Below are 26,845 nucleotides of genomic sequence, written 5' to 3'. Positions count from 1 at the left end.
CTACTCAACCCTCTGACCAGCAGCGATCCCCCCGCACCCACCAGATCCCGGAGAAGTGGCACGAGTCAGGTGAGGCGCCTGGCCAGCATCCTCAAGACCTACGTCGGAGCCGGGCAATACCGCTACGACGACGTCATCGCCGCCGACGAGTTCGCGATGCTCCGCTGGCACGGGGAGGCACCCGATCTGCAGGTGCACGACGGCACCGACTCGTTCGTCGTGCGCGGCGGTCTCATCGTCGCGCAGACGATCGCCTACGCCGTCGACCAGAAGCCCTGACTGATGGCGGACGCCGGCCGGTGAGGTGACGCGCCTCCACCACAGAATGCTGCGCTCAGCATGGCTTGAGCGGCGTGTCGTGCCACCAACCCAGCATTCTGCGAGCCGGGGGGTGGCGGGATTGCATGATCACGAGTGGTGGGGAGGCGGGCTGTGCGGGGTGGCGGGATTGCATGATCACGGGGAGGGTGGGCGGGTGTGAGGGACACCCGGACCGGGGTCGTGGTCATCACCCACAACCGTCGTGCCGAGCTCGACCGGACGCTGCGGCTCCTGCGGCGACTGCCCGAGCAGCCGCGGGTCGTCGTCGTGGACAACGCCTCGGGCGACGGGACCGCCGCAGCCGTGCGCGCCGACCACCCGTGGGTGGACCTCGTGGTCGCGACGGAGAACCTCGGTGCGGTCGCCCGCAACGTCGGCGTGGAGCGGCTCGACACCCCCTACGTCGCGTTCTGCGACGACGACACGTGGTGGGAACCGGGCAGTCTCGCTCGGGCGGCCGACGTGCTGGACGCCCACGACGACGTCGCGGTGGTGACCGCCCGCATCGTCGTGGAACCGGCCGGCACGGAGGACCCCATCGTCGCCGAGCTGCGGGACTCGCCGGTGCAGGGCCGCAGCGGGCTGCCCGGCCCGGCGCTGGGCAGCTTCCTCGCCGGCGCCTCGGTGGTCCGCCGTGAGGCGTTCCGTTCCGTCGGCGGCTTCCACCCGCGCCTGTGGCTGGGCGGGGAGGAGGAGCTCCTCGCCGCCGACCTCGCGTCCCAGGGGTGGGAGCTGTGCTACCTCGAGGAGCTCACCGTGCACCACCAGGCCTCGACGCTGCGCGACGAGCGCCGTCGCCTGCGCGACGGCGTCCGGAACACGTTGTGGTTCACCTGGCTGCGCCGGCCGCTGCCCGCGGCCCTGCGCCGCACGGCCGCGGTGCTCAGCGACGTCCGGCCCGGCAGCCCCGCGCTCGCCGGGGTGCTCGCGGCACTGCGCGGCCTGCCGTGGGTGCTGCGTGAGCGGCGGGTCCTGCCGCCGCGGACGGAGCAGCGCTTCCGGGTGCTGGAGTCGGCGCAGCGCCGGTCCACGGCACGCCGCTACCGCCTCGCGCCCCGACCCGAGAGCAGCCGGTGAGCACCGGGTGCGGCAAGACCACCGTGCGCGGCACTGTCCTCGTCAGGGCGTGGCGGGCAGCCCCTCCAGGTGCACGGTCTTGAGCAGCGTCATCGCTGCGATCAGGTCCGGCCCGTAGCCCGCACCGGAGCCCGAGTCCCGGCGCGGGTCCGCCGAGCCGCCGGGTGCGCCACCGAAGACCGCGTTGACCTTGACCGTGCCCACGTCCAGCTCCTCGGCGGCTCGCAGGGCGTGGCGCAGGTCCGGGGTCAGCACCGTGGCGGCCAGCCCGTACCGGCCGGTGTTCGCCAACGCCAGCCCGGTCGCGAAGTCGGGCACCCGCACGGCCGCCGCCACCGGGCCGAAGGTCTCCTCCCGCATGACCTCGAGGTCCTCGGTGCACCCGTCCAGCACGGTGGGCGGGTACCAGCTGCCCGCCCGGTCCAGCCGGCTGCCGCCGGTGAGCAGACGAGCGCCGGCGGCGACGGCCTGCTCGACCTGCCGGGCCACGACGTCCAGCTGCGCCTCGTCAACGAGGGGCCCGAGCTCCGTGGCGGGTTGCCGCGGGTCGCCCACGACCGTCTGCTCGGCGATCCGCACCAGCTCGGCCAGGACGTCGTCGGCCACGGCGTCGTGGAGGTAGACCCGCTCCACCGAGGTGCACAGCTGGCCGGTGTTGGTGAAGGCACCGGTCGCGATCTGCCGGGCCGCCCAGCCGGGGTCCACCCCGGCGTCGACGACCAGCGGGTCCTTGCCGCCGTTCTCGAGCAGCACCCGGGCACCTCGAGCACCGGCTGTCGCCGCGATGGCGCGTCCGGTGGCGGTGGAGCCGACGTGGGCGACCAGCCCGACGCGCTCGTCCGCGACCAGCGCGGCCCCGGTGTCGCCGTCGCCGTTGACGACCCCGAGCACGCCGGCCGGCACGTTCTCGGCGATGATCCGCGCCATCTCGTACCCGGCGAGGGCGCTTCGCTCGGACGGCTTGTGGACCACCGTGTTCCCGGTCACCAGCGCAGCAGCGACGAGACCGGCGGCGGTGGGCAGCGGGTCGTTCCACGGGGTGATGACGGCGACGACGCCGTGCGGCTCGCGGCGCACCACGTCGAGCGCGGCGGGGGCCCCGGCCAGGGTCCGGCCGGTGGCTCCCAGGCCCGTGACCGCCGCCTCCTCGAGCAGGTCGGCGGCGACGTGGGCGCTCTCGCGAGCGGTGGCCAGCGGCCGTCCGGTCGCGGCCGTGAGCAGAGCCGCCAGCTCGTCCGCCGACTCGCGCACGCCGTGCGCCGCCCGGCGCAGCGCCGCCGCCCGCTCGGCCGGCGCCGTGCGCCGCCAGTCCGCGCTCGCGGCGGACGCCGCGTCCACGGCCGCGGCCACCTCGTCCTGCGTGGCCGCCAGCACGATGTGGCCAGGCCCGCCCGTTGCGGGGTCGAGGCGGTGGATCTCCCGCCGGCCGCGGCCCGGCACGGCCACTCCGCCGACGTGGTGGACGTCGAGGCGGTCGGTGTCGACGGGGGTGCGCATGGGCCTCCTCAGGTCGGTTCGCGGTGCCTCCGGGTGCAGCGGCCCCATCAAACCGCTCACCGTGCGAGCGGGGCGACTTGGGTGCACAGTGCACGGGTACCCGAATCACCTATACCGAACACCCGACCAGATCCCCACGACCGGATCCACCCGACCAGACCCGTCCGATTCGTGAAGGTCCTACGTCTATGCGTGTCCTCGGAGTCAACGCCCTGTTCCACGACCCCTCGGCGGCCCTCGTCGTCGACGGCCGGGTCGTCGCCGCCGCCGAGGAGGAGCGGTTCAGCCGGCGCAAGCACGGCAAGCGTCCCGTTCCCTTCGCCGCCTGGGAGCTCCCCGAGCAGGCCATGGCCTGGTGCCTGCGGGAGGCCGGGCTGCGACCGGCCGACCTCGACGTCGTGGCGTACTCCTTCGACCCCGACCTGGCCCGCCCGGCCGGGGAGATGGGGCTGGACGACCCGTGGGACCACCTGCGCCTGACGTACGCGCAGCGCGCCCCCCAGTTCCTGTCCGCCGCCCTGCCCGGTCTCGACCCGGCGAGGGTCCGCTTCGTCCCCCACCACGTGGCCCACGCCGCGTCGGCGTCCCTGGCCTCGCCGCACCGGCGCAGCAGCGTCCTCGTGCTCGACGGGCGCGGCGAGCACGCCTCGCACCTGTCTGGCCGGTACGTCGACGGCCGGCTCGAGGTCCTCGCGAGCCAGGACCTGCCGCACTCCCTCGGCCTGCTGTACGAGTCCCTCACCGAGCACCTCGGGTTCCTGCGCTCCTCCGACGAGTACAAGGTGATGGCACTGGCCTCCTACGGCCGGCCCGCCTACCTCGAGGAGCTGCGCGAGCTCGTCCACGCCACCGACGACGGCGGCTTCGTGGCGGAGGTCCCGGACTGGTCGCGGTGGGTGCCACCCCGGGTGGACGACGGCACGTGGGGCGGCGCGCACGCCGACCTCGCGGCGTCCGTCCAGACCCGGCTGGAGGAGGTGCTCGTCGACCTTGCCCGGTGGGTGCACGAGCAGACCGGCGACCGGGTGCTGGCGATGGCAGGCGGCACCGCGCTCAACTGCGTGGCCAACTCCCGGATCTGGCGGGAGACGCCGTTCGAGGAGGTCTGGGTCCAGCCCGCGGCCGGGGACGCGGGGACCGCACTGGGCGCGGCGCTGCAGGTCAGCGCCGACGGTGGAGAGGTCGCGCACCCGATGCCGGGTGCCGCGCTGGGCCGGTCGTGGTCGGACGAGGAGCTGGCCGCCCGGCTGCGCGCGGCCGCCGTCCCGTTCACGACGCCGGACGACCTCGCCGGGCAGGTCGCCGACGTCCTGGCCGTCGACGGCGTCGTCGCCTGGTTCGACGGGCGCAGCGAGTTCGGCCCGCGCGCGCTGGGTCAGCGCTCGCTGCTGGCCCACCCCGGCAACCCGGCGAACCTCGAGCGGCTCAACGACGTCAAGGGCCGCGAGCAGTTCCGCCCGGTCGCCCCCATGGTGCTGGCCGACCGGGCGGCGGAGATCTTCACCGACGGCCCGCTGCCGAGCCCGTACATGCTGTTCGTCCACACCGTGCGCCCGCACTGGCGTGACCGGATCCCCGCAGCGGTCCACGTCGACGGCACGGCCAGGATCCAGACCGTCGACCCCGCCACCCAGCCCCGGCTGGGGCGCACCATCGAGGCGTTCGCCGCCCGCACCGGGCTGCCGGTCCTCATCAACACCTCGCTCAACACCGCGGGGCGCCCGATGGTCGACGACCCCCGCGACGCCCTCGAGCTGTTCGGCTCGGCGCCGGTGGACGCCCTCGTCCTGGGACCGCACCTCGTCCTGCGAGCCGAGATGTTCGGCCGCGGCGCGACGGCGGCGAACGAGGTGACGGCGAACGAGGTGACGGCAGGGGCCGGCCGGTGAGGCCGGTCGGCTACGCCGTGGTCGTCCCCACGCTGGGACGTCCCTCGTTGGCGACGCTCCTGCGAGCCCTCGCCGACGAGGCGGCCCGTCCCGGGCACGTCGCCCCCGCCGAGGTCGTCGTCGCCGACGACCGCCCGCTGACGGCCGACGCTCCTGCCCCGCTGGACCTGCCCCCGCTGCCGTGGCCGGTGCGCGTCGTGCGCACCGGCGGCCGGGGGCCGGCCGCCGCCCGCAACGCCGGCTGGCGGTCCACCTCCGCCCCGTGGGTGGCCTTCCTCGACGACGACGTCGTCGTCCCGGCCGGCTGGACCGCGGCGCTGGCCTGTGACCTCGCCGCGGTGGCGGACGACGTCGGCGCCGTCCAGGGCCGGGTCCGCGTTCCGCTGCCGGCCCACCGGCGGCCCACGGACTGGGAACGCAGCACCGCCGGGCTCCAGGACGCCGCCTGGGCCACCGCCGACATGGCCTACCGGCGGGCCGCGCTGGACGCCGTTGCCGGGTTCGACGAACGGTTCCCCCGCGCCTACCGGGAGGACGCCGACCTCGCCGTGCGAGTGCGCCGGGCGGGGTGGCGTCTGGCCCGCGGCAGCCGGCACGTCGTCCACCCGGTGCGCCCCGCCGACGCGTGGGTCAGCGTCCGGGTCCAGGCTGGTGCCCGGGACGACTCGCTGATGCGCGCCCTGCACGGTCCGCGCTGGCGGGACGTGGCCGAGACCGGGCGGGGCCGCTTCCGCCGGCACGTCGTCACGACCGCGGCCGGGCTGGTCGCCGCCGGTGCGTGGGCTGCCGGGCTGCGCCGGTCCGCCGCCGCCGCGGGCGCCACCTGGCTGGCGCTGACGGCCGAGTTCGCCGCACACCGCATCGTCCCCGGGCCGCGTCCGGGCCAGGAGGGGTGGGCTCGGGAGTGGACCCGGATGGCGGTGACGAGCGCGGTCATCCCGGCCGCCGCCGTCCTGCACCGGGTGCGCGGCACCCTGGCGCACCACGGCGCACCACCGTGGCCGCCGCCGCTTCGGGCCGTGCTCCTCGACCGGGACGGGACGGTCGTCCACGACGTCCCCTACAACGGCGACCCGGCCGCCGTCCGCACGGTGCCCGGGGCACGTGCGGCTGTGGACCGGCTGCGAGCCGCCGGGCTGCGGGTGGGAATGGTGTCGAACCAGTCCGGTGTCGCCAGGGGTCTGCTGACCCGCGACCAGGTCGACGCCGTCAACGCACGCGTGTCCGACGAGCTGGGCGGCCTGGAGGTCGTCGAGGTCTGCCCGCACGGGCCGGACGACGGCTGCCCGTGCCGCAAGCCCGGACCGCTCATGGTGCTGCGGGCGGCCGCCGCGCTGGGCGTCGCTCCGTACGAGTGCGCCGTGGTGGGGGACATCGGCGCCGACGTCGGGGCGGCCGTCGCGGCCGGCGCCCGGGCGGTGCTCGTGCCCACCGACGTCACCCGGACGCAGGAGGTGGCCGCCGCGCCCGTCGTCGCCCCGGACCTCGGCACCGCCGTGGACCTGCTCGTGGGGGTGTCTCGATGACCCGGGTGCTGGCCGTGCGCCTGGACAGCGACGGCGACGTGCTGCTCACCGGCCCGGCGGTCCGGGCACTGGCGGCCGCGGCCGAGCAGGTGGACCTGCTCGTCTCACCGGCTGGCAGCGCCGCAGCGCGGCTACTGCCCGGTGTCGAAGACGTCCTCGTCTTCGACGCCCCGTGGAGCGGGTTCCGGCCGCCGCCGGTGGACCGGCCCGCGGTGGACGCGCTCGTCCAGGACCTCGCCGGTCGCCGCTACGACGCCGCGGTCGTGTTCACCTCGTTCCACCAGAGCCCCCTGCCGATGGCGCTGCTCGCCCGCATGGCCGCGATCCCCTTCGTCGCGGCGACGAGCGAGGACTACCCCGGCTCGCTGCTGGACCTGCGGCACCGCCGTGCCGACGGGCTGCACGAGGTCCGCGCCGCCCTCGACCTCGCCGTCGCCGCCGGCGGCCGGCAGGACGGCGAGGACCTGCGGGTCCGCGGCCCCCTGCCCGACGTCCGGGGCCTCGTCCCCGAGCCCGGCTACGTCGTCCTGCACCCCGGCGCCTCGGTGCCATCCCGCGCGCTCGGACCCGACCAGGTCCAGCGCATCGCCGCAGCGCTCGGCTCGGCCGGGTGGCCGGTCGTCGTCACCGGCAGCCCCTCGGAGCGCCCGCTCACCGCGGTCGCCGCCGGCCGCGGCGCGGTCGACCTGGGCGGGCGCACCTCCTTCGCCGAGCTCGCCGCCGTGCTCGCCGGGGCCGCGTGCGTGGTCGTCGGCAACACCGGGCCGGCGCACCTGGCCGCCGCCGTGGGCACCCCGGTGGTCTCGTTGTTCTCCCCCGTCGTGCCCGTCGAGCGCTGGGCCCCGTGGGGGGTCCCCACTGTGGTGCTCGGCGACCAAGGGGCCGCGTGCGCCGGCTCCCGGGCTCGGGACTGTCCGGTCCCCGGGCACCCGTGTCTGGACTCGGTGGACGCGGCCGACGTCCTCGCCGCGGTGGCCGTGCTGACCGGCACCACGGTCCGGGAGGCGCTGCGATGAGGATCCTCGTCTGGCACGTGCACGGGTCGTGGATGACGTCGTTCGTCGCCGGCCCCGACACCTACCTCATCCCCGTCGTCCCCGGCCGGGGACCGCAGGGGCGGGGCCGGGCGCAGACCTGGGACTGGCCGGCCGCGGCGGTGGAGGTCAGCCCCGCCCAGCTGCGGGACGACGGCTTCGACGTCGTCGTCCTCCAGCGGCCGGAGGAGCTGGACCTCCTCGAGCAGTGGACGGGACTACGGGCCGGCCGCGACGTCCCGGCCGTCTACGTGGAGCACAACACCCCGCGCGGGCCCGCGGTGGAGACGGTGCACCCGCTCGCCGGCCGAGACGACATCCCCGTGGTCCACGTCACCGCGTTCAACGCCCTGGTGTGGGACACCGGGGTCGCCCCGACCTGTGTCGTGGAGCACGGCGTCCCCGACCCGGGGCACCGGTACACCGGCGAGACCGAGCGGGTCGGGGCCGTCGTCAACGAGCCGGTGCGGCGGTGGCGGGTGGCCGGCACCGACCTGCTGCTGCGCCTCGGCGCGCAGGTGCCGCTGTCGGTGTTCGGGATGCAGACCGGGGCGCTGGCCGCCCGGGCCCCGGCGCTGACCGGCCACCTGCACGACCTCGGTCAGGAGGAGATGCACACCGCCCTGGCCGCCCACCGGGCCTACCTGCACCCGTACCGGTGGACGTCCCTGGGGCTGGCGCTGCTCGAGGCCATGACCCTCGGCATGCCGGTGCTCGTCGTCGCGGCCACCGCCGCGCCCGAGGCGGTGCCGCCCGGGACCGGTGTGGTCTCCAGCCGGCCGGAGGTGCTGGCCGCCACGGCGCGGCGCTGGCTCGCCGACCCCGCCGAGGCCCGCGAGGTGGGTGCCGCGGCCCGCCGCCACGCACTGGACACCTTCGGCCTGGACCGGTTCCTCGCCGACTGGCAGAGGTTGCTCAAGGAGGTAGCCCGATGAGGATCGCGATGGTCTCGGAGCACGCCAGCCCCCTCGCCACGCTCGGCGGAGTCGACGCCGGCGGCCAGAACGTCCACGTCGCCGCCCTGGCCACCCAGCTCGCCCGAGCCGGGCACGACGTCACCGTCTACACGCGGCGGGACGACGCGGACCTGCCCGAGCGGGTGGCGATGCCGTACGGGGTCCGGGTCGTGCACGTGGACGCCGGACCGGCTCGGTCGCTGCCCAAGGACCACCTCCTGCCGTTCATGGCGGACATGGGCAGGTGGATCCAGCGGGACTGGCGCGAGCGCGGGCTCCCGGACGTCGTGCACTCGCACTTCTGGATGTCCGGGCTGGCCGCCCGCACCGCCGCCCGCAGGCTCCGGGTCCCGGTCGTGCACACCTACCACGCCCTCGGCTCGGTCAAGCGCCGCCACCAGGGCGCGGCGGACCCCTCGCCGCCGCAGCGGGTGCACCTGGAGACCCGGCTCGGCCGGGAGGTCGACGCCATCGTCGCCACCTGCACCGACGAGGTGACCGAGCTGGTCCGCATGGGCGTCCCCGACGCGCACGTGCACGTCGTGCCCTGCGGCGTGGACACGACCTACTTCACCCCCGGCCCCGGCACGGCGCAGCCGTGGCTCACCTGGGAGCCGCTGCCCTACCGGCTGCTGAGCGTGGGCCGGCTCGTGGAGCGCAAGGGCCTGGCCACCGTCGTCGAGGCCCTGGCGTCCGTGCCCGGCGCCGAGCTCGTCGTGGCGGGCGGGCCCGCCGACGGCCACCTGGACGACGAGCCCGAGGTGCGGCGGCTGCGGGCACTGGCCGCCCGGCTCGGCGTGGCAGGCCGGGTGCACTTCGTCGGTGCCGTGCCGCGCGAGCAGGTGCCGGCGCTGATGCGCGCCAGCGACGTGGTCGTCGCGACCCCGTGGTACGAGCCCTTCGGCATCGTCCCGCTGGAGGCCGCCGCCTGCGGGCGCCCGCTGGTCGGAAGTGCCGTCGGCGGGTTGCTGGACTCCGTCCAGCACGGCGTCACCGGGGTCCTGGTCCCGCCGCGCGACCCGGCCGCGCTCGCGCGTGAGCTGCGGCTCCTCCTCGCCGACCCCGCCCGGCGGCGCCGGCTCGGCGAGGCCGCACGCCGGCGCGCGGTGCGGCTCTACGACTGGCGGCAGGTGGCCGCGCGCACCCTCACCGCCTACGAGTCCGTGGTGTACCCGAGCGTGAAGGAGGCGACGGCATGAGCACCGAGAGCTGGCTCGACGAGCACGGCACCGAGCTGACCGGCGGCCTGGCGAGCCTGCGGGCACAGGCCGCGACGGTGGAGCGCTGGGGCCACCGCCTGGCCGACAAGGTCCGCGGCGGCTCCCGGCTGCTGGCCGCGGGCAACGGCGGCAGCGCCGCCGAGGCGCAGCACCTCACCGGGGAGATCGTGGGTCGCTTCCTCGGCGAGCGCCGTCCCTTCTCCGCGATACCGCTGTGCGCGGACAGCGCCGCGGTCACCGCGATCGTGAACGACTACGGCGTCGAGGAGATGTTCGCCCGGCAGGTCGAGGGCCACGGCCGCCCCGGCGACGTCCTGGTCCTCCTGTCCACCTCCGGCGCGAGCCTGAACGTGCTGCGTGCCGCCGAGCGCGGACGCCACCTCGGCCTGGACGTCTGGGGCCTGACCGGGCCGGCGCCGAACCCGCTCGCGGAGTGCTGCCACGAGGTGGTCGCGGTCGACGCACCCTCGACCGCAGCGGTCCAAGCCGTCCACCTCGTCGCCATCCACGCCCTGTGCGCCGCGATGGACGCCCGCCTCCAGGTGCTGTCCTCCTACCGGCCCGCCCTTCAGGAGGTGACGGCGTGAGCCGGCCGGCCGTAGTGGTGGTCGGGGACGTCGTCCTGGACGCCGACGTCGAGGGCACCGTGGAACGTCTCGCCCCCGACGCCCCGGTCCCCGTCCTGGACGTCGCCGCCACCCGGGAGAGCCCCGGCGGCGCCGGTCTGGCCGCGCTGCTGTGCGCGGCCGCTGGCGCCAGGGTGACCCTCGTCGCCCCGGTCGCCGAGGACGAGTGGGGCGACCATCTTGCCGCCCTTCTCACCGAGCACGTCGAGCTCGTCCGGCTCGGCCACGACGGGGCGACCCGGCGCAAGACCCGCCTGCGCAGCGCGAACCAGTCCCTCGTCCGCGTCGACGACGGTGGCCCCGGAACGCCCCAGCACGTTCCGGTGGCCACGGTGGAGAAGGTCCTGGCGGCGGCGGACGTGGTGCTGGTCTCCGACTACGGGGCGGGCGTCACCCGCGACCCGGCGCTGCGCACCCTGCTGACCGCGGCCGCACGCGGCCGTCGTCTTGTCTGGGACCCGCACCCCCGGGGCGGCGCGCCGGTGCCGGGGGCCACGCTGGTGACTCCGAACTTGGCGGAGGCACGGACGGCGACCGGGCAGGACACCGAACCAGCGGACGTCCTCGCCGCCGCGCTGGTGCGCCGGTGGGACGCCGAGGCGGTGTGCGTCACCGCCGGCGCGGCCGGCGCGTTCCTGGCCCGCCCGGGCGGGGAGGCGACGTTCGTCCCGGCCGTGCCGGTCGCGGGCGGCGATCCCTGCGGTGCCGGCGACCAGTTCGCCGCGTCTGCCGCGGCGGCGCTCGCCCGTGGGGCTGTCGTCCCGGAGGCGGTGCAGGCCGCGGTCGCGGACGCGACGGCGTGGGTCGGGGCCGGCGGCGCCGACGGCTTTCGCGCCCGTGGGAGTCTCCGTCCTGCCGCTGGAGGGCTCTCCGCCGCGGCCCCTGCCGGTGCGGTGGCCGGCGCCCCGGTCCTCGCCGGCGGGCTGCCGCGTGCCGGCGAGGGAGAGGAGCTGGAACGGCTCGCCGGCCGGCTCCGCGGTGACGGGGGCACGCTCGTGGCCACCGGTGGCTGCTTCGACATCGTCCACGCCGGTCACGTCGCCACGCTCCAGGCGGCCCGTCGGCTCGGTGACCGGCTCGTCGTCCTCATGAACTCCGACGCCTCCGTCGCCCGGCTCAAGGGGCCGGGGCGACCCGTCGTCACCGCAGCGGACCGAGCACGCGTGCTGGAGGCGTTCGACTGCGTCGACGCCGTCGTCGTCTTCGACGAGGACGACCCGAGCGCAGTCCTGGAACGGCTCCGTCCGGACGTCTGGGCCAAGGGCGGTGACTACGGCGGAGCGCCGCTTCCCGAGGCCGAGGTCGTCCGCGCCCACGGTGGGCGCGTGGTGCTCCTGCCGTACCTCGGTGGCCGGTCGACCACCTCCATCATCGAGCGCACGGGTGCCGCCGTGCCCGCCACCGCCCGTCCTGCAGATGTCACCGTCCGTCCTCCAGATGGGAGAACCGCGTGAGTCCCACCGCACCCCGTTCACCTCGCGAGCTCGGCACCGTCGTGATCACCGGCGGCTCGAGCGGGCTGGGCGCCGCCGTCGTCGACGCCGTCGCCGCGGCCGGCGGGTCGCCCGCCGTCCTCGATCGCCGCCCCCCTCGTGACGGTGTGCCGTACGTCGAGGTGGACCTTGCCGACTCGCGGGCAGCCGGTGAGGCCGTGGCGCAGCTGGTGGAGGTCGCCGGGCCGCCGTCGGCGGTGGTCACCGCCGCCGGCATCGACGTGCCGGGCGAGCTCGGCGAGCTCGAGCCGGAGGTGTGGGAGCGGGTCGTGCGGGTCAACCTGTTCGGCACGGTCGCCGTCGTGCGTGCCTGCCTGCCGTACCTGGAGGAGTGCTACGGCACCGTGGTCACGGTGGCCTCCACGCTGGCGCTGCGGGGTATGAGTGGGGCGACGGCGTACTCGGCGTCGAAGTTCGGCGTGCGCGGGTTCACTCAGGCCCTCGCCGCTGAGCTGGCCGGCCGCGTCGCAGTGACCGGCCTGGTGCCCGGTGGGATGCGCACGGCGTTCTTCGACGACCGGGACGAGCGGTACCGGCCCGGACCGGACGCCCAGCTCAACGACCCCGCCGACACCGCGGCCGCGGTGCTCACCGCGTTGCGCCAGCCGGTGGGCTCGGAGATCCGGGAGATGCTCGTCATGGCCTCGGGGGAGAGCTCCTGGCCGTGACGGCCGGCGACGTCCTCGTTCTGCGCGCCCTGGGCCTCGGTGACGCCCTCACCGGGGTGGCGGCGCTGCGTGGCGTGCGGCGTGCCTGGCCGGACCGGCGCCTGGTCCTCGCCGCGCCCGCAGGCACCGGCGGCTGGCTGCGTGATCTCGGCGTGGTGGACGCGGTGCTACCGACCACGGGTCTGGACCGGCTCGGCCCGCTCGACGGCGACCAGGATCGTGGGGGCTACCAGGACCGCGGGCACGTGGCCGTCAACCTCCACGGGCGCGGCCCGCAGAGCCACCGGCTGCTCCTGGGGACCCGGCCGGACCGGCTCGTCGCCTTCGCCTCGCCGAAGGCCGGCCACCTCGACGGGCCGCACTGGCGGGCGGACGAGCACGAGGTGGACCGGTGGTGCCGCCTCGTCCGGTGGGCCGGCGGTGCCTGCGGCCGCGAGGACCTGCGGCTGGCGGTGCCACGGCGGGACGGCCACGGACGCGACGGAAACGGTGCGGTCGTCCTGCACCCCGGTGCGGCGTCGGGGTCGCGGCGCTGGCCGGCGGAGCGCTGGTCGTGGCTGGCCGCGCGGCTGTCCGCCGCCGGAGTGCCCGTCCTCGTCACCGGGTCGACGGCGGAGACCGGTCTGTGCGACCAGGTGGTGGCGGGCACCGGCGACTACGGGCGAACGGACCCGGTGGTGCCGGGGCGCCGCCTGGCTGCTGGGACGGTCCGCTCCGTCGCCGGTGCCCTGGACCTGCCGGGGCTGGCGTCGCTCGTGGCCGGCGCCCGCGTGGTCGTCTGTGGCGACACCGGCGTGGCCCATCTGGCCACCGCCGTCGGCACCCCGTCGGTGCTGCTGTTCGGGCCCACCCCGCCGAGCTGGTGGGGGCCGGCGCTCGACCTCGAGCGGCACACCGTGCTGTGGCACGGCAACGGGCTCGGCGACCCGCACGCCGAGACCGTCGACCCGGCGCTGGCGGCAATCACCCCGGGCGAGGTGTGGGACGCGGTGGAGGGGATGCTCAGGCAGTGCGGCTGAGGACGTCCGCGAACCACTCCACGGTGCGGCTGAGGCCCTGCTCCCACGGGACTCGTGGCTCCCACCCCAGCAGCTCGCGTGCCCTGGTGGTGTCCGGTCGGCGGACCTGGGGGTCGTCGACCGGACGCTCGACGAGCTGGACCTGCGAGCGTGAGCCCGTCGCGGCGATGACGTCCTGCGCGATGGCGAGCACCGACCGCTCCTGCGGGTTGCCGATGTTGACCGGCCCCGGGTGCCCCGACCCGGCGAGCGCCAGAACGCCGGCGACGAGGTCGTCGACGTAGCAGACCGACCGGGTCTGGCGTCCGTCACCGGCCACCGTGACCGGCTCTCCCGCGAGCGCCTGGCGGATGAAGGTGGGGATGGCCCGGCCGTCGTCCGGGCGCATGCGGGGGCCGTACGTGTTGAAGATCCGCACGATGCCGGTGTCCACGCCGTGGGTGTCCCGGTAGGCCGTCACGAGCGCCTCGGCGTACCTCTTGGCCTCGTCGTAGACGCCGCGTGGCCCGATCGGGTTGACGTGGCCCCAGTAGTCCTCCGGCTGCGGGTGCACCTGGGGGTCGCCGTACACCTCGGAGGTGGAGGCCAGCACGAAGCGGGCGCCCTTGTCCCGGGCCAGGACCAGGGCCCGCTCGGTGCCGACCGACCCCACCCGCAGGGTCTCGATGGGGAGCTGGAGGTAGTCCACCGGTGAGGCCGGGGAGGCGAAGTGCAGGACCAGGTCCACCTCGCCGCGCACGTGCGTGTTCTCGGTGACGTCGCAGTGCACGAGCTCGAAGTTCGGGCGTCGAGCCAGGTGCGCCACGTTGCCGGGTGTGCCGGTGAGGAAGTTGTCCAGGCAGACCACCTGCCACCCGCGTTCGAGCAGCTCCTCGCACAGGTGGCTGCCGAGGAACCCGGCGCCACCGGTGACCACGGCGCGTCCGCCGGTGATGAGCCTCGTCATACCCGTTGCCCCTCCCTGGCCGCGTCGGCGGCCTCCTCGAGCCGATCCATCATCGCCAGCACGTCCGGTCCCACGGGACGGCGCTCGCGCAGGGCCGTCGGCAGGTCGCGGACGGCGTCCAGGGCCCCGCGGCGGGTGGCCGCCCCGGTCGCCAAAGCCTGGGCGGCCCGGGATCCCGCCCTGCGCCACGGCAGCCGCATCACGCCGGTCAGCACGTGCGAGCGGGCGATCCCCCGTGCCCGCTGCGCCGGCCCGTGGCGCACCGGCGAGGGATGGTGGTGGACGACGGCCTCGTCGACGTAGCACAGGTGCCATCCCGCGGTGACGAGGTCGAGGGCCACCCGTTCCTCCTCGCCGGGGAAGCGCACGACCCGGTCGAACCCCCCGACGGCGAGGAACGCCTCGGTGCGGACCATCGTGGCGCACGCCACGAACCCGAGCAGCGAGGGCCCGGGACCACCCCCCGCTGGCGGCCGCAGCGGCGAGCGGGCCATCTCCACGGACACCGGGTCGAGTCGCTGGTCGGCTCCGACGAGGATCCGTGCGGTGACCGCGCCGACCCGGGGGTGAGCGCTCAGGGCGTCAGCGGCCAGGGCCAGCGCGCCGGGCGCCCACCACGAGTCGTCGTCGGCGAAGGCGACGAACGGCGTCCGCGCCCTGCGGGCCCCGACGGTCCGGGCGTACGCGCCGGCGTTGCGGTCGAGCTTGACGACGTCGACGTCGGGGTGCGCAGCCCGCACCGCCTCGGCGGAGCCGTCCGTGGAGGCGTTGTCGACGTAGACCACCGGCGCCCGGTGGCGGCTCAGCGAGGCGAGCAGCTCGCGGCGGCGGTTGCGGCTCATCACCACCACGGTGACCCGGGCGTCCTCGACCGGGCGGGTCACGCCGGTCCTCCGCGTGGGGCAAGGTCGCGCTGCTGCACCCGCTCCTCCCGGTGTCGCTCGAGCCGCTCTCGTGGCGGTGGCCAGGGCGGCCCGCGCCGTGGCCAACGCTGGCACCGACTCGCGACAGGCGCATCTCGTGAGCCGCTCCCCGGATTGCCGACCCGTCGGCCGCACCGCACAGTTGCCCCGTGCCAACCGAGACCGACGACGTCCAGCGCGTCGCCCGCGACACCTTCGGCTGGGCGGAGCTGCGCCCCGGCCAGGCGGAGGCGATGGCAGCGGTGGTGGCCGGCCGTGACGTCCTGGCGGTGATGCCCACCGGCTACGGCAAGTCCGCCGTCTACCAGGTGCCGGCCGTGCTCCGGGACGGGCCCACCGTCGTCGTCTCCCCTCTCATCGCCCTCCAGGCCGACCAGGTCGCGGGACTCGCGGACGCCGGCGGGCCGGACGCCGTGGCCGTCAACTCCGCGCAGGACGGGCCCGAGAACGCCGAGGCCTGGGAGGCCGTGCGCGAGCACGGCGCGGAGTTCCTGTTCCTGGCGCCCGAGCAGCTGGCGAAGGACTCGGTCGTCGACCGGCTCCGGGCGTCCCGCCCCTCGCTGCTCGTCGTCGACGAGGCGCACTGCGTGTCCTCCTGGGGCCACGACTTCCGCCCGGACTACCTCGCCCTCGGCTCCGCCGTCGACCGGCTGGGTCGACCCCCGGTCGTGGCACTGACCGCGACGGCGTCCGGCCCGGTCCAGCGGGAGATCACCGAGCGGCTGGGCCTGCGCGACCCGCTCGTCGTCACCCGTGGGTTCGACCGGCCCAACCTCATGCTCGAGGTGCACCGGCACACGAGCGCCGACGACAAGCGGCGCGCCGTCCTGGCCCAGGTCAGTGAGCTGGCCGGCCCGGGACTGCTCTACGTCGCGACCCGCAAGCAGACCGAGGCCTACGCCGCCGAGCTGGTCGACCGTGGCCTGCGAGCGGCCGCCTACCACGCCGGACGGCGGGCCGAGCACCGCGACGGCGTCCACCGTGCCTTCCTCGACGGAGCCCTCGACGTCGTCGTCGCCACCTCCGCGTTCGGGATGGGCATCGACAAGCCGGACGTGCGCTACGTCGTGCACGCCGACGCCCCGGAGTCCCTCGACAGCTACTACCAGGAGATCGGACGCGCCGGGCGGGACGGCCGGCCCGCCGTGGCCTCCCTGCACTACCGGCCCGAGGACCTCGGGCTGCGACGGTTCTTCGCCACGACGTCGGTGGACGAGGAGTCGCTGCGCGCCGTCCTGACGGCGCTGCGGGCCGCGCAGCGGCCGGTGCCAGTGGCGGCCCTGCGCCGGGAGCTCGCGATGCCGGCCCGCCGCCTCACCACCCAGGTCAACCTCCTCACGGAGGTGGGCGCCGCGGCGCGCAGCCGGCGGGGTGTGCGGGCGGTCGGTGACGACCCGCCGGCCCGCGTCGTCGAGGCGGCGGTCCGCTCGACCGAGTCACGGGAACGGATCGCCCGCTCCCGGATCGAGATGATGCGCGGCTACGCCGAGACGACCGCGTGCCGGCGGGACTTCCTGCTGGGGTACTTCGGGCAGGAGCACAGCGGCGGGTGCGGCAGGTGCGACGTCTGCCGGTCCGGGGCCGTCGCCCGCGACGACGACGACGCCGGCACGGCCAAGGCCTGGCCGCTGCAGGCTCCGGTCGTGCACGCCCAGTGGGGGCCGGGGACGGTGATGCGTCACGACGGCGACCGGATCACCGTGTTCTTCGAGACCGAGGGCTACAAGACCCTGTCCGGTGACCTCGTCGACGACCAGGAGCTGCTGCGCCGGGCGTGAGGCCGGTCTCGAACCAACCGGCCCCGGGGCGCGGGGCCCGGCCGCCTCAGCGGCCGGTGCTCGCGGTGTACCGCAGGTAGGGCTTGACGACCTCGAGGTCGCCGAAGCGCTGCTCGGCCTCCTCGGTCGGGATGTCGTTGCTGACGATCACCCGGTCACCGGGCTGCCAGTCGGCGGGGGTGGCGAACGGGCCCAGGTCGTTCATCTGCAGAGCGTCCAGGGTCCGCAGGATCTCGTCGAAGTTGCGGCCCGTGCTCTTCGGGTAGGTCATCATCAGCCGGATCCGGTTGGCGGGGTCGATGATGAAGACGGACCGTACGGAGCTCGCGTCCCCCTCGCCCGGGTGGATCATGTCGTAGAGCTCGGCGACCTTCTTGTCCGGGTCGGCGATGATCGGGTAGTCGACCGAGGTGTGCACGACGTCCTCGATGTCGGGCTTCCACCTGTGGTGGTCCTCGACGGAGTCGACCGAAAGTGCGATCACCTTGGTGTTCCGCTTGGCCCACTCCTCGCTCATCAGGCCGACGCGGCCGAGTTCGGTGGTGCACACCGGGGTGAAGTCGGCCGGGTGGCTGAACAGGATCGCCCAGCTGTCGCCCTTCCACTCGTGGAAGGAGATCTCGCCCTCACTGGTGGGGGCGGTGAAGTCGGGGGCGGTGTCGCCCAGGTGCAGGCAGGTCATGAGTGTGTCCCTTCGTCCGGCGGGTACGTCTCATCACTCTCCTTCGTACAGTACATGCCCCTGGGGGTATGGCGAGGCCGCCACTTCCACTGCCATTCACCACCCCAGCTCGTGGCAGCTCCGGTCCGCGGTCGTCTCGACCTGCACGGTCGCGTGCTCGACGCCGTGCCGCGTCCGCAGCACCCGCCGGGCGTCGCCAAGGACGCGCGGGCCGACCGCCGGGTCGGCCGCCACGAGGTGGGCCGTCGCGACGTTCATCCCGGAGGTGAGCGTCCACACGTGCAGGTCGTGGACGTCGTCCACGCCGTCGATCGCGGCCAGGTCCGCGGCGACCGCGTCCACCACGACCCCGGCCGGGGCCTGCTGGCCGAGGACGGCGAGCACCTCCCGGCCCAGGAGCACCGCCCGGACCACGACGAATGCGCCGACCGCGAGGGCGACGACGGTGTCCCACACCCCCGACCCGGTCGCCGCGACGAGCCACCCCGCCGCGAGCACCGCGAGGGACCCCACCGTGTCGGCCAGCACCTCGAGGTAGGCACCCTTGACGTTGATGCTCTCCGCGGCGCCGGAGCGCAGCAGGACGAGGGCTCCGAGGTTCACCGCGAGGCCGAGCGCGCCGACGACGAGCATCGGACCGGCGCTGGGTGCCACCGTCGAGCCGATCCGGCCGACCGCCTCGACGACGACGTACACCGACACCCCGAGCATGAGCAGCACCGCCAGCCCGGAGGCGAGGACCTCGGCGCGGTAGGAACCGAACGTCCGGCGTCCCGTGTCGTCGGGACGGGTGGCGACGCGGGTGGCGACGAGGGCGGCGCCGAGAGCCACGACGTCGGCGGCCATGTGGCCGGCGTCCGACAGGAGCGCCAGCGACCCGGAGACCAGGCCGGCGACGAGCTCGACGACGAAGAACACGGCGATGAGGGTGAAGGACACCGCGAGCCGCCACCGGTGCCGCCCTCCGGCGTGGCCGGCCGGCGCGGGCCGCGTGTGCCCGTGACCAGCACCCATCAGCGCCGGGTCCCCCGGCCGGGACGGAGGCGCTCCGAGGTCCCCATGACACCCCCTGCACCAGGACGGCTTTCGCGAGGTCCTCGGCGAGCATGACACAGACGGCTCCGCTGGGGACGAGGCGGCCCCGGTCCTCAGCCGAGCAGGGCGACCCTGCCGGCAGCGATCCCGAGGACGACGGCGCCGGCGGCCGAGCAGTGCAGGACGGCGGCAGGTGCCATGGTCAGCGGGGCGGGGACGTCACGGGGACCGGGTGCCGCCTGCTCGGTCACCGCGCGGAACGCCGGCGCCAGCCAGCGCAGGTAGTAGAAGAGGCTGGCGACCGTGTTCACCGCGCCGACGACGACCAGCCACATCAGGCCGCCGTCACCGGTGGCGGTGAAGACGGCGAGCTTGCCCACGAAGACGACGGTGGGCGGGGTGCCGACCAGGCCGAGGAGGGCGACCGTCAGGCTCAGCACGACCCAGGGCCGGTGGCGCACCCCGGTGGCCCAGTCGGAGATCGTCCGCGCCCCGGGCAGGGCCGCGACCGCCGCGAACGCCCCGACGTTGGTGACCGCGTACCCGACGAGGTAGACGGCCAGCGCCGGCACCGCCACGTCCGTGCGACCGGCGACCGCGACGACCATGAAGAGGTAGCCGACCTGGCTGATCGCCGAGTAGGCGAGCAGCCGCAGCGGGTCGTCCTGCCGGAAGGCCGCCAGGTTCCCCAGGGTCATGCTCGCGGCGGCAAGCAGCGCCACGACGAGTGTGACGTCCACCGCCACCTGGGCGAACGGTTCCGCGAGCAGGCGGAAGGCGGCTGCCACCGCCCCCACCTTCGGAACCGTGGTGAGGAACGCCCCCACTGCGGGCGTCGTCCCGGCGGTGACGTCCGGGACCCAGAAGTGCACCGGCACCGCACCGGCCTTGAAGGCCACACCGGCGAGCAAGCCGAGCACGCCGACCGCCGTCAGTCCTCGTGGCGCCTCCGCCAGCCCCACCGCCAGCGCGGCGTACCCGGTGCGGCCGGTGGCGAGCACCAGTGCCGCCACGCCCACGAGCATGAGGACGCCGACCAGCGCCCCCATCAGGTAGTACTTCAGCGAGGCCTCCACCGCGCGCGCGTCCTTGACGAAGCCGGCCAGGGCGTACAGCGGCACACTGGCGAGCAGGTAGGCCGCCGCCAGCAGGAGCAGGTCGCTGGACGCCGCCAAGGCGCTCGCTCCGATCGCGCCGAGCAGACCCAGCACGTAGACCTCGGTCTCGCGGGGGTGCCCGGCGAAACGGGCCCGGGCCAGGACGACGAAGCCGGCGGTCGCTAGCGCGACGCTCAGGCGCACCACCCCGGTCACCGCGTCCACGGTCCACGTTCCGGAGAACACCACCCGGTCCCCGCCGGCGAGCCCGGCTGCGGCGGCGGCCGCCGCGCCGCCCAGCGCCGTCAGCGTCAGCACGGCCACCCGGCCCTGCCGGCGCTGGGGGGTCCACAACCCGAGCAGCAGCCCGCCGACCGCCCCGGCCAGCAGCAGGATCTCCGGCAGCAGCGCGAGCAGCTCCGTGGCGCGGCTTCCCGTCACCGCGAGACCAGCTCGACGAGAGTCACCGCGGCCGGCTCGACGACGTCCAGCAGCGGGCCGGGGACGAGGCCGATCAGCACCGACAGCGCCAGCAGGCCGGCGACCGGGGCGAGCTCGTGGGCTCGCACGTCGTCGGTCTCCGGGACGTCCCCGGTGGCGGGGACGGCGGGGGCCCCGGCGAGCAGCCGCCGGATCGCCCGCAGGAAGAGCCCGGCGGTGACGAGGATGCCGGTGACCGCGACGACGGTGGCCACTGGCGCGGCCTGCAGGGCGCCGGTGAAGATCTGGAACTCGGCGATGAAGCCGGACAGTCCCGGCAGGCCGAGCGACCCGAACGCCGCGACGGCGAACAGCGCGGAGAATCGGGGCGCGGTGCCGGCGAGCCCGCCCCACCGGTCGAAGGCGTAGCTGCCGCCCCGTCTCCACAGGTACCCGGTGAGCAGGAACAGGGCCCCGGTGATCAGGCCGTGGCTGACCATCTGCACCACCGCGCCCGAGGTCGCCACCTGCCGGGCGGCCGGGTCCGTCCCGGCTACGAGACCGGCCGCCCCGAGGCCGAGAAGGACGTAGCCCATGTGGTTCACCGACGTGTAGGCGATCATCCGTTTCGCGTCGGTCTGCGCGAGCGCGACCAGGGCCCCCCACACGACGCTGACGACGCCGAGGACGACGATGACCATGGCCCAGCGCTGCCAGGCGCCGGGCAGCATCGGCATGGCGATCCGGGCGAAGCCGTAGGTGCCGAGCTTCAGCAGCACGCCGGCGAGGATCGCCGACCCGGCGGCCGGGGCGTCGGTGTGCGCGTCCGGCAGCCAGGTGTGGAACGGGAACGTCGGGGTCTTCACCGCGAGCCCGACGACGATGGCCAGCAGGACGAGGGAGCCGGCCACCGGGGAGTCCTGCAGCGGCGGGGACTCGGTGAGCCGCACCATGTCGAACGTGCGGTCCGGTGAGCCGAGGAACAGCCCGATGAAGCCGACGAGCAGCGCCAGTGACCCGAGGAAGGTGTAGAGGAAGAACTTCAGCGCGCTGCGCTGCCGGTCACCGTGGCCCCAGCCGGCGATGACGAAGTACATGCCGACGATGGACAGGTCGAAGAAGACGAAGAACAGGATGAGGTCGAGGGCGGCGAAGGTGCCCAGCACCGTGGTCTGCAGGAACAGGAACAGCGCCGCGTAGGAGCGCGGCCGGTTCGGCTCCCGCCAGGACCAGACCGCGGCCGCCAGGAACAGGACGTTCGTCAGCGCCAGCAGCGGCAGCGACAGCCCGTCGACGCCGACGTGGTAGCCGGCGTCGACCGTGGGGATCCACGTGGTCCTCAGCTCGAACGCGATCCCGTCGGCCGGGTCGTACCGCCACCACATCCAGCCGACGAGGACGAGCTCGACGACGCTGGTGGCGACCCAGGCGCCCAGGGGGAGCCGGCGGGCCGTACCGGGCAGCACGAGGAGCCCGAGCGCCACCACGACGGGCAGCAGGACGACGACGGTCAGCAGCACGGGCTCTCACCCTCCGATCAGCAGCAGCACGAGGAGCAGGCCCAATCCGCCGGCGGCCATGGCGTAGTACTGGTGCAGCAGCCCGGTCTGCGGGCGCCGGGCCAGCCCCCCGACGCGGTAGAGGGCCCGGGCGGTGGCGGTCACCGCTCCGTCGACGCCGCTGCGGTCGAACCGGGTGACCCGGCCGGCGAGCCCGGTGGTGCCGGTGGCCGCGGACATCACCAGCCGGTCCACGCCCCCTTCGTCGACCGCGGCCAGCCCGTGGGCCAGCGCCGTCACCGGGCGGCCGGTCAGCAGGGCGCCGAGCCCGGCCCAGCGGTGCAGCGGCGTCCGCTCCACGGCGGTGGTCAGCGCCGGCCACAGCAGGACGGCGGCCAGCACGCCGGTGGCCAGGACCGCGGACACGACCAGGTCGGCCGGTGCCGCCACCGGCTCCGCCGGCACGCCGAGCAGGGTGCGTACCCACCGGCCCACCGAGGGCAGGGCCAGCACCCCGAGCCCGGCGGCCGGCAGCGCCAGCGTCACCGCGACCGCGGTGGTGGCGACCGGGACCCGGGCGACTGCCGGGGCCTCGCCGTCCGGAGCGTCGTCCGGCCGGGCCAGGACGACGCCGAGCAGCTTGCCGGCGTACCCGGCCGACAGGGCCGCCGCGGCGAGCGCGACGACGTGCAGCGCCTCCCCGTGCACGGAGGCGAGCACCTGCTCCTTGGTGGCCCACAGCGCGAGGGGCGGCACCCCGCTCAGGGCCAGGGCCGCCACCACGGCCGCTGCCCCGACACCGCGCTGGCGCCGGGCGGCGCCCCGTAGCTCCGCCAGCTTCTTGGTGCCCAGTGAGGTCAACCAGGCACCGGCGGCGACGAAGAGCGCGGCCTTGACCGCCGCGTGGGCGACGAGGTGCGACGTGCCCGCGGCCAGTCCGGAGACGCCCGCGGCCAGGACGACGAACCCGATCTGGGCAGCGGTGCTGGCGGCCAGCAGCTGCTTGACGTCGCGCTGCGCGAGGGCCACCGCGCCCAGCACCAGCGCCGTCAGCGCCCCGGCCCAGGCCGCGGCCGGCGCGGCCCAGCCGGTGGCCTGGAGCAGCGGGTGGAGCCGGATCAGCAGGTACCCACCTGCTGCCACCATCGTGGCCGAGTGCAGCAGCGCGCTGACCGGGCTCGGGCCCTCCATCGCCGCCGACAGCCAGGCGGAGAACGGCAGCTGCGCGGACTTGCCGAGGGCGGCGAGCAGGACGCCGGCGGCGGCGACGTGCAGCCACGGCCCGTCGGCGCCGGGCAGGTCGGCGAGGCGCAGGCTGCCGGTACCGGCCAGAGCGGCCCCCGCCGCCACGTACAGGCCGAGGTCCGCGGCCCGGGTGGTGAGGAACGCCGTCGTGCCGGCCTCCACCTTGCCCGGGAGCTCCCAGTGGAAGGCGATCAGGGCGTAGGAGGCCATCCCCATCACCTCCCACGCCAGCAGCAGCGTGGTCAGGGTGCTGGCGGTGACGGTCACGTGCATGGCCGCGGCAAACAGCAGCAGGAAGCCGAAGAACCGGGCCCGGGCGGCGTCCCGGGGCAGGTCGGCGGCGGCGAACACGGTGAGCACGGCCGTCACCGTGGCAACCGTCACCACCATCACCGCCGAGAGCGCGTCGACGGCCAGCGCGAGCTCACCGCCGTCGACCAGGCCGACGAAGCGGGCCTCGGCCTGCGGCCGGGTGTCCGCAGCGGCGACGGCAGCCAGCAGGGTCAGCGCGGCAGCGGCGACGGCGGTTGGTGCGGCCACCCGGTCGGCGCGCCGGCCGGCCAGCAGCAGCGCCCCGCCGGTCAGGGCCGGGACCGCCACCAGCGCGGCGAGGAGGGCGCTCACCCGTGCAGCTCCGTCGCCATGTCCACCATGTCCACCTGGCGGGTGCGGTAGATGGCGATGGTGGCGGCGAAGCCCATCACCATCTCCACGGCCATGACGACCAGGGCGACGACGACGAGCATCTGCGCGTCCGGCGTCCCGGGGCTCAGGAAGTACCAGGCGGCCCCGGCGCCGAGCAGCACGCCGTTGACGACGAGCTCGAGCCCCATCATCACCATGACGATCGACTGCTGGGACAGCGCGCCGAACAGCCCGACGCCGACCAGCGCGGCGGCGACGGTGAGGACGATCTGCAGGGTCATCGCGGCAGCCCTCCGGGCACGGGGTCGTCGGGCCGGCGACGGTCCAGCTCAGGCCCGAACCGGTCGTAGCGGCCCCGGGACGTCGCCAGCACCGTCCCGGCGAGGATGGTGGCCAGCAGGCCCACGCCGACGACGATCATGACGAGCATGTGCGAGCCCATCACGGCCTCGCCGAGCTGGCGGGTGCTGTCGTCCGGTCGGGGACCGGCGGGCTCGGGCCAGTCCACCGTCCAGATCCCGGCGGTCAGGACCAGGAACGTCGTCACCCCCACGGCCGCGGACCCCCTGGCGTTGTGCACCATGGTCATCGGCATCAGCCCGGCCGGGTTCATCATGAACATGATCATGAAGACGGCCATCACGGCCATCTCCATCGTCATCATCAGTGCGGTGACCAGGGCCAGGTAGGGCAGGTCCAGGGCGAGCAGCATGAGCGCTACCGCGAGGAACGAGGCGAGCAGCGCGAACGTCGCCCGGGCCATCGAGTCGACGACGAAGACCAGGACGCCGGCCGCCACGGCCAGTGCGCCCAGGACCCCGAGGACGACGGTCAGCGTGCTCACCGGTACACCCCCGCCAGTGCCAGGACCGAGACCACCAGCGCCTGCAGGAGGGTCAGTGGCACGAGCACGACCCACGACACCTCGACGAACCGGTCCGGGCGGATCGCGGGTAGGCGGCGTCCGACGGCGACGAGCACGGCGAGCACGGCGAGGGTCTTGACGGCGTGCCAGCCGATGTCCGGTAGCCAGGGGCCCTGCCCCGCGCCGAGGAACAGCGCGGCGGCCATCGCCGCCGAGACCCCGAGGAACACGTACCGGCCCAGCTGCACGAGCAGCCGGTCCGCCCCGGACAGCTCGGACAGCAGCCCGCCCCCGGCGTCCGCGGACGCCGGCGGGTCGAACGGTCCCCAGAACGCGAAGGCCGCGCTGCCCGCGACGAACACGGCGAAGGCCACCGGCATGGTGACGACGAACCACAGGTCCTGCTGCGCGGACACCACGTCGGTGACCCGCAGCGAGCCGGCGCCCACCCCGACCGTGATGAGCGCGAACATCAGCGGCAGCTCGTAGGCCAGGCCCTGGGCCAGAAAGCGGTACCCCCCGACCAGGGAGTACACGGCGTTGGGCCCCCACCCCACCAGCCACAGCGCCGCCCACAGCAGCGCCTCGGCGGCGTTGAACCACACCAGCTCGGCCGAGGAGGGCGCGAGGACCCGGCCGCCGAGCGGGACGACGGCCGCGGCCAGGACCGCGAGCACCGGGACGGCCACCACCCCGGCCCGCAGCAGCAGGACGTCGGGGCGCAGGGTGCGCCGCGGCTGGGTGCTCAGGTGCCGCAGACCCTCGCGCACGGGGTCGGACCACGCTGCGGCGCCGCCCAGCGCGACCGAGTCCGCGACGGCCACGACCAGCCCCAGCCCGAGTGCGGCGGCGAGCACCACCAGCGCCTCAACCATGGCTGTGCCCCTCGTGCCCCCCGTGCCCCTCGTGCCGGTGGTGCCCCTCGTGCCTGCCGGCCGGCACGCCCGACGCGGCTGCCGGCGACGGATCGAGCGTCGAGACGGCCAACCGGAGGGCAGCCAGCTCCGCGCCGTCCGTCATCGCGGCCACGGCCTGCGGTGAGGCCGGTGGCGGTGGGTCGCCGTCCTCGGTCAGTGAGCCGGCCCAGCGCCGGACCCGCTCGGCGGCGTCCCGGCCCTGCTCGTCGCAGCCGATCCCGCGCAGCGACCAGGTGAGCACCCGGGACCGGGTGACCCGGCGGGCGAGCCGGTGGGCGCGGGCGCCGGCGCCCGCCGCTCCCGCCAGGAGGTCCGCCCGGGTGCGGCGGGCCTCGAGTGCGGCCAGGGGCCACCCGGCGACGACGAGCAGCCGCGACAGCACGTCGGCCGCCACGACCTGGGGGGACGCCGCCGGGGGCAAGGCGGCGTCCGGATCGACCCACGTCACGTGCGGCTCAGTGAGCACGTCGCCCTGCAGCCGGCCGTGCACCACCAGGCCGGTCGGCCAGGCGGGCAGCCACGGGCCGACGGTCACGGCCAGCGAGTCGAGCTCCAGGCCGTCCCGGTCCGCCGCGGTCTGGGCCATCGGCAGCCCGGCGACCTCGCCGCCGTGGTGCATGTGCTCGCCGTGGTCCATGTCCCCGTGGTCCCCGTGGTCCATGCCGCCGTGATCCATGCCGTTCATGCCGTCGGCACCGTGCTCGTCCGGTCGGGGTGCCGCCTGCCACGGGTCGCCCGGCGCCGGGTCCGCGCCGGAGGCGGCGAGCCGGGTCGCGGCGCCGGTGAGGGAGTCCGCCAGCGCACCCGGCGTCCGGACCTGGACCCGCAGCCGGGGCGCCGGCAGCTGGCTCCACAGCAGCTCGACCGCCGCCGCGAGCCCTGGCCCGGGGTCCCCCAGCACGAGCAGGACGTCGGCGTCCGCCGGGGATAGCGCCGCAGGCCAGCGCCGGTGGTCCAGCTCCGTCTCCGCGGCCCAGCGCAGTGCCCGCGCCTCGGGGGAGTCCACCACCAGCACCCGCGGACGGGCCAGCGCCCACGACGTGACGGCCGTTCTCAGGCCCACCGCAGCGCCCCCTCCCGCCAGACGTAGACGACCCCGACGAGCAGCACGGCGAGGAAGCCGAACATCTCCACGACGGCCGTCGTGCCCATGTCCGCGACGACGACGGCCCACGGGTACATGAACACCATCTCCATGTCGAAGGCCAGGAACAGCAGGGTGACCGCGTACCAGCGGACGTGGAACCGGGAGACGGCGTGCTGCTGCGGCACCGAGCCGCCCTCGAACGGCAGCACCCGCGCCGGGGCGCGGGTGACCGCGAGCGCCGCGGCCGCGCCGTACACCCCGACCACGAGCGCCCCCGCGGCGGCCAGCAGCGACAGCGCGCTCATGGCCCCGTAGGCAACCACAGCCGACGGGCCGGCGCCAGTCGCCGGCCCGGAGAGCGCCCGCCGTCCCGGTCGGGT

Annotated in this window: 24 protein-coding genes and 1 pseudogene; 12 read left to right on the top strand and 13 right to left on the bottom strand. The window is 75.4% G+C overall.

What is annotated here, in order from left to right:
• Positions 1-69 precede the first annotated feature (69 nt).
• Together HJG43_14385 and HJG43_14380 are read left to right on the top strand one after the other, a co-directional pair.
• Positions 70-279 carry a hypothetical protein gene (locus tag HJG43_14385; GenBank protein UER55530.1) on the top strand — a complete coding sequence of 70 codons (210 nt, stop codon included), beginning with the start codon at positions 70-72 and terminating at the stop codon, positions 277-279.
• Positions 280-477: 198 nt separating this feature from the next.
• Entirely contained in the window at positions 478-1,398 is a 921-nt protein-coding gene (locus HJG43_14380) for a glycosyltransferase (GenBank protein ID UER55529.1), read from the top strand.
• Between the two features lie 42 nt (positions 1,399-1,440).
• Here the strand turns inward: HJG43_14380 and HJG43_14375 are convergent, their stop codons facing one another.
• Positions 1,441-2,895: an aldehyde dehydrogenase gene (locus tag HJG43_14375; GenBank protein UER55528.1), complete on the bottom strand. Its 1,455-nt coding sequence runs from the start codon at positions 2,893-2,895 to the stop codon at positions 1,441-1,443.
• A 188-nt stretch (positions 2,896-3,083) separates the two neighbouring features.
• Here HJG43_14375 and HJG43_14370 point away from each other — a divergent pair, with 188 nt between their 5' ends.
• From HJG43_14370 to HJG43_14330, 9 genes are read left to right on the top strand one after another with little or no spacing between them, the layout of a single operon-like run.
• Entirely contained in the window at positions 3,084-4,784 is a 1,701-nt protein-coding gene (locus tag HJG43_14370) for a carbamoyltransferase (protein ID UER55527.1), read from the top strand.
• Positions 4,781-6,310 (top strand): HAD-IIIA family hydrolase, encoded by a 1,530-nt coding sequence (locus HJG43_14365; GenBank protein ID UER55526.1) that lies wholly within the window; start codon positions 4,781-4,783, stop codon positions 6,308-6,310. Before HJG43_14370 ends, HJG43_14365 begins: the two co-directional genes overlap by 4 nt.
• On the top strand, positions 6,307-7,326 hold the full coding sequence (locus HJG43_14360) for a glycosyltransferase family 9 protein (protein UER55525.1): 1,020 nt from the start codon (positions 6,307-6,309) through the stop codon (positions 7,324-7,326). Before HJG43_14365 ends, HJG43_14360 begins: the two co-directional genes overlap by 4 nt.
• Positions 7,323-8,279, top strand: a complete 957-nt coding sequence (locus HJG43_14355) for a glycosyltransferase family 4 protein (protein UER55524.1) — start codon at positions 7,323-7,325, stop codon at positions 8,277-8,279. Before HJG43_14360 ends, HJG43_14355 begins: the two co-directional genes overlap by 4 nt.
• A complete protein-coding gene (locus HJG43_14350) occupies positions 8,276-9,499 on the top strand; it encodes a glycosyltransferase (GenBank protein UER55523.1) in 1,224 nt (407 codons plus the stop codon). Before HJG43_14355 ends, HJG43_14350 begins: the two co-directional genes overlap by 4 nt.
• The gene (locus HJG43_14345; protein ID UER55522.1) at positions 9,496-10,107 is read left to right on the top strand and encodes an SIS domain-containing protein; all 612 of its coding nucleotides are present in this window, start codon (positions 9,496-9,498) and stop codon (positions 10,105-10,107) included. Before HJG43_14350 ends, HJG43_14345 begins: the two co-directional genes overlap by 4 nt.
• A complete protein-coding gene (locus tag HJG43_14340; GenBank protein UER55521.1) occupies positions 10,104-11,600 on the top strand; it encodes a bifunctional heptose 7-phosphate kinase/heptose 1-phosphate adenyltransferase in 1,497 nt (498 codons plus the stop codon). The genes HJG43_14345 and HJG43_14340 overlap by 4 nt, the downstream gene beginning before the upstream one ends.
• Positions 11,597-12,307: an SDR family NAD(P)-dependent oxidoreductase gene (locus HJG43_14335; protein ID UER55520.1), complete on the top strand. Its 711-nt coding sequence runs from the start codon at positions 11,597-11,599 to the stop codon at positions 12,305-12,307. The genes HJG43_14340 and HJG43_14335 overlap by 4 nt, the downstream gene beginning before the upstream one ends.
• Entirely contained in the window at positions 12,304-13,326 is a 1,023-nt protein-coding gene (locus tag HJG43_14330) for a glycosyltransferase family 9 protein (protein ID UER55519.1), read from the top strand. Before HJG43_14335 ends, HJG43_14330 begins: the two co-directional genes overlap by 4 nt.
• Here the strand turns inward: HJG43_14330 and HJG43_14325 are convergent.
• Together HJG43_14325 and HJG43_14320 are read right to left on the bottom strand one after the other, a co-directional pair.
• Complete coding sequence (locus HJG43_14325; protein UER55518.1) at positions 13,310-14,272, bottom strand: SDR family oxidoreductase; 963 nt, start codon at positions 14,270-14,272, stop codon at positions 13,310-13,312. The genes HJG43_14330 and HJG43_14325 overlap by 17 nt on opposite strands.
• The gene (locus HJG43_14320) at positions 14,269-15,156 is read right to left on the bottom strand and encodes a glycosyltransferase (protein ID UER55517.1); all 888 of its coding nucleotides are present in this window, start codon (positions 15,154-15,156) and stop codon (positions 14,269-14,271) included. Before HJG43_14320 ends, HJG43_14325 begins: the two co-directional genes overlap by 4 nt.
• 221 nt (positions 15,157-15,377) lie before the next feature.
• Here HJG43_14320 and HJG43_14315 point away from each other — a divergent pair.
• A pseudogene (locus HJG43_14315) lies at positions 15,378-16,973 on the top strand (RecQ family ATP-dependent DNA helicase).
• Positions 16,974-17,019: 46 nt separating this feature from the next.
• Here HJG43_14315 and HJG43_14310 read toward each other — a convergent pair.
• From HJG43_14310 to HJG43_14265, 10 genes are all read right to left on the bottom strand, one after another.
• On the bottom strand, positions 17,020-17,655 hold the full coding sequence (locus HJG43_14310) for a peroxiredoxin (GenBank protein UER55516.1): 636 nt from the start codon (positions 17,653-17,655) through the stop codon (positions 17,020-17,022).
• A gap of 96 nt (positions 17,656-17,751) precedes the next feature.
• Positions 17,752-18,669: a cation transporter gene (locus tag HJG43_14305; GenBank protein ID UER55515.1), complete on the bottom strand. Its 918-nt coding sequence runs from the start codon at positions 18,667-18,669 to the stop codon at positions 17,752-17,754.
• A gap of 134 nt (positions 18,670-18,803) precedes the next feature.
• Positions 18,804-20,228, bottom strand: a complete 1,425-nt coding sequence (locus HJG43_14300) for an NADH-quinone oxidoreductase subunit N (GenBank protein UER55514.1) — start codon at positions 20,226-20,228, stop codon at positions 18,804-18,806.
• A complete protein-coding gene (locus HJG43_14295) occupies positions 20,225-21,727 on the bottom strand; it encodes an NADH-quinone oxidoreductase subunit M (GenBank protein UER55513.1) in 1,503 nt (500 codons plus the stop codon). Before HJG43_14295 ends, HJG43_14300 begins: the two co-directional genes overlap by 4 nt.
• Before the next feature lie 6 nt (positions 21,728-21,733).
• Entirely contained in the window at positions 21,734-23,575 is a 1,842-nt protein-coding gene (locus HJG43_14290) for an NADH-quinone oxidoreductase subunit L (GenBank protein UER55512.1), read from the bottom strand.
• A complete protein-coding gene (locus HJG43_14285; protein ID UER55511.1) occupies positions 23,572-23,877 on the bottom strand; it encodes an NADH-quinone oxidoreductase subunit K in 306 nt (101 codons plus the stop codon). The genes HJG43_14290 and HJG43_14285 overlap by 4 nt, the downstream gene beginning before the upstream one ends.
• A complete protein-coding gene (locus HJG43_14280; protein UER55510.1) occupies positions 23,874-24,440 on the bottom strand; it encodes an NADH-quinone oxidoreductase subunit J in 567 nt (188 codons plus the stop codon). The genes HJG43_14285 and HJG43_14280 overlap by 4 nt, the downstream gene beginning before the upstream one ends.
• Positions 24,437-25,336, bottom strand: a complete 900-nt coding sequence (locus tag HJG43_14275; protein UER55509.1) for an NADH-quinone oxidoreductase subunit H — start codon at positions 25,334-25,336, stop codon at positions 24,437-24,439. Before HJG43_14275 ends, HJG43_14280 begins: the two co-directional genes overlap by 4 nt.
• The gene (locus tag HJG43_14270) at positions 25,329-26,441 is read right to left on the bottom strand and encodes a hypothetical protein (GenBank protein ID UER55508.1); all 1,113 of its coding nucleotides are present in this window, start codon (positions 26,439-26,441) and stop codon (positions 25,329-25,331) included. The genes HJG43_14275 and HJG43_14270 overlap by 8 nt, the downstream gene beginning before the upstream one ends.
• On the bottom strand, positions 26,432-26,770 hold the full coding sequence (locus HJG43_14265; protein ID UER55507.1) for an NADH-quinone oxidoreductase subunit A: 339 nt from the start codon (positions 26,768-26,770) through the stop codon (positions 26,432-26,434). The genes HJG43_14270 and HJG43_14265 overlap by 10 nt, the downstream gene beginning before the upstream one ends.
• Between the last annotated feature and the right edge of the window lie 75 nt (positions 26,771-26,845).

The sequence above is a fragment of the Kineosporiaceae bacterium SCSIO 59966 genome (genome assembly GCA_020881835.1).
GTDB lineage: Bacteria > Actinomycetota > Actinomycetes > Actinomycetales > SCSIO-59966 > SCSIO-59966.
This window is presented reverse-complemented; position numbering and strand designations above follow the sequence as displayed.

Coding starts and splice junctions, on each gene's coding strand:
- HJG43_14325 (UER55518.1), bottom strand. CDS start 14,272: ATGACGAGGCTCATCACCGGCGGACGCGCCGTGGTCACCGGTGGCGCC.
- HJG43_14355 (UER55524.1), top strand. CDS start 7,323: ATGAGGATCCTCGTCTGGCACGTGCACGGGTCGTGGATGACGTCGTTC.
- HJG43_14275 (UER55509.1), bottom strand. CDS start 25,336: ATGGTTGAGGCGCTGGTGGTGCTCGCCGCCGCACTCGGGCTGGGGCTG.
- HJG43_14370 (UER55527.1), top strand. CDS start 3,084: ATGCGTGTCCTCGGAGTCAACGCCCTGTTCCACGACCCCTCGGCGGCC.
- HJG43_14305 (UER55515.1), bottom strand. CDS start 18,669: ATGGGTGCTGGTCACGGGCACACGCGGCCCGCGCCGGCCGGCCACGCC.
- HJG43_14360 (UER55525.1), top strand. CDS start 6,307: ATGACCCGGGTGCTGGCCGTGCGCCTGGACAGCGACGGCGACGTGCTG.
- HJG43_14375 (UER55528.1), bottom strand. CDS start 2,895: ATGCGCACCCCCGTCGACACCGACCGCCTCGACGTCCACCACGTCGGC.
- HJG43_14285 (UER55511.1), bottom strand. CDS start 23,877: ATGACCCTGCAGATCGTCCTCACCGTCGCCGCCGCGCTGGTCGGCGTC.
- HJG43_14310 (UER55516.1), bottom strand. CDS start 17,655: ATGACCTGCCTGCACCTGGGCGACACCGCCCCCGACTTCACCGCCCCC.
- HJG43_14345 (UER55522.1), top strand. CDS start 9,496: ATGAGCACCGAGAGCTGGCTCGACGAGCACGGCACCGAGCTGACCGGC.
- HJG43_14265 (UER55507.1), bottom strand. CDS start 26,770: ATGAGCGCGCTGTCGCTGCTGGCCGCCGCGGGGGCGCTCGTGGTCGGG.
- HJG43_14350 (UER55523.1), top strand. CDS start 8,276: ATGAGGATCGCGATGGTCTCGGAGCACGCCAGCCCCCTCGCCACGCTC.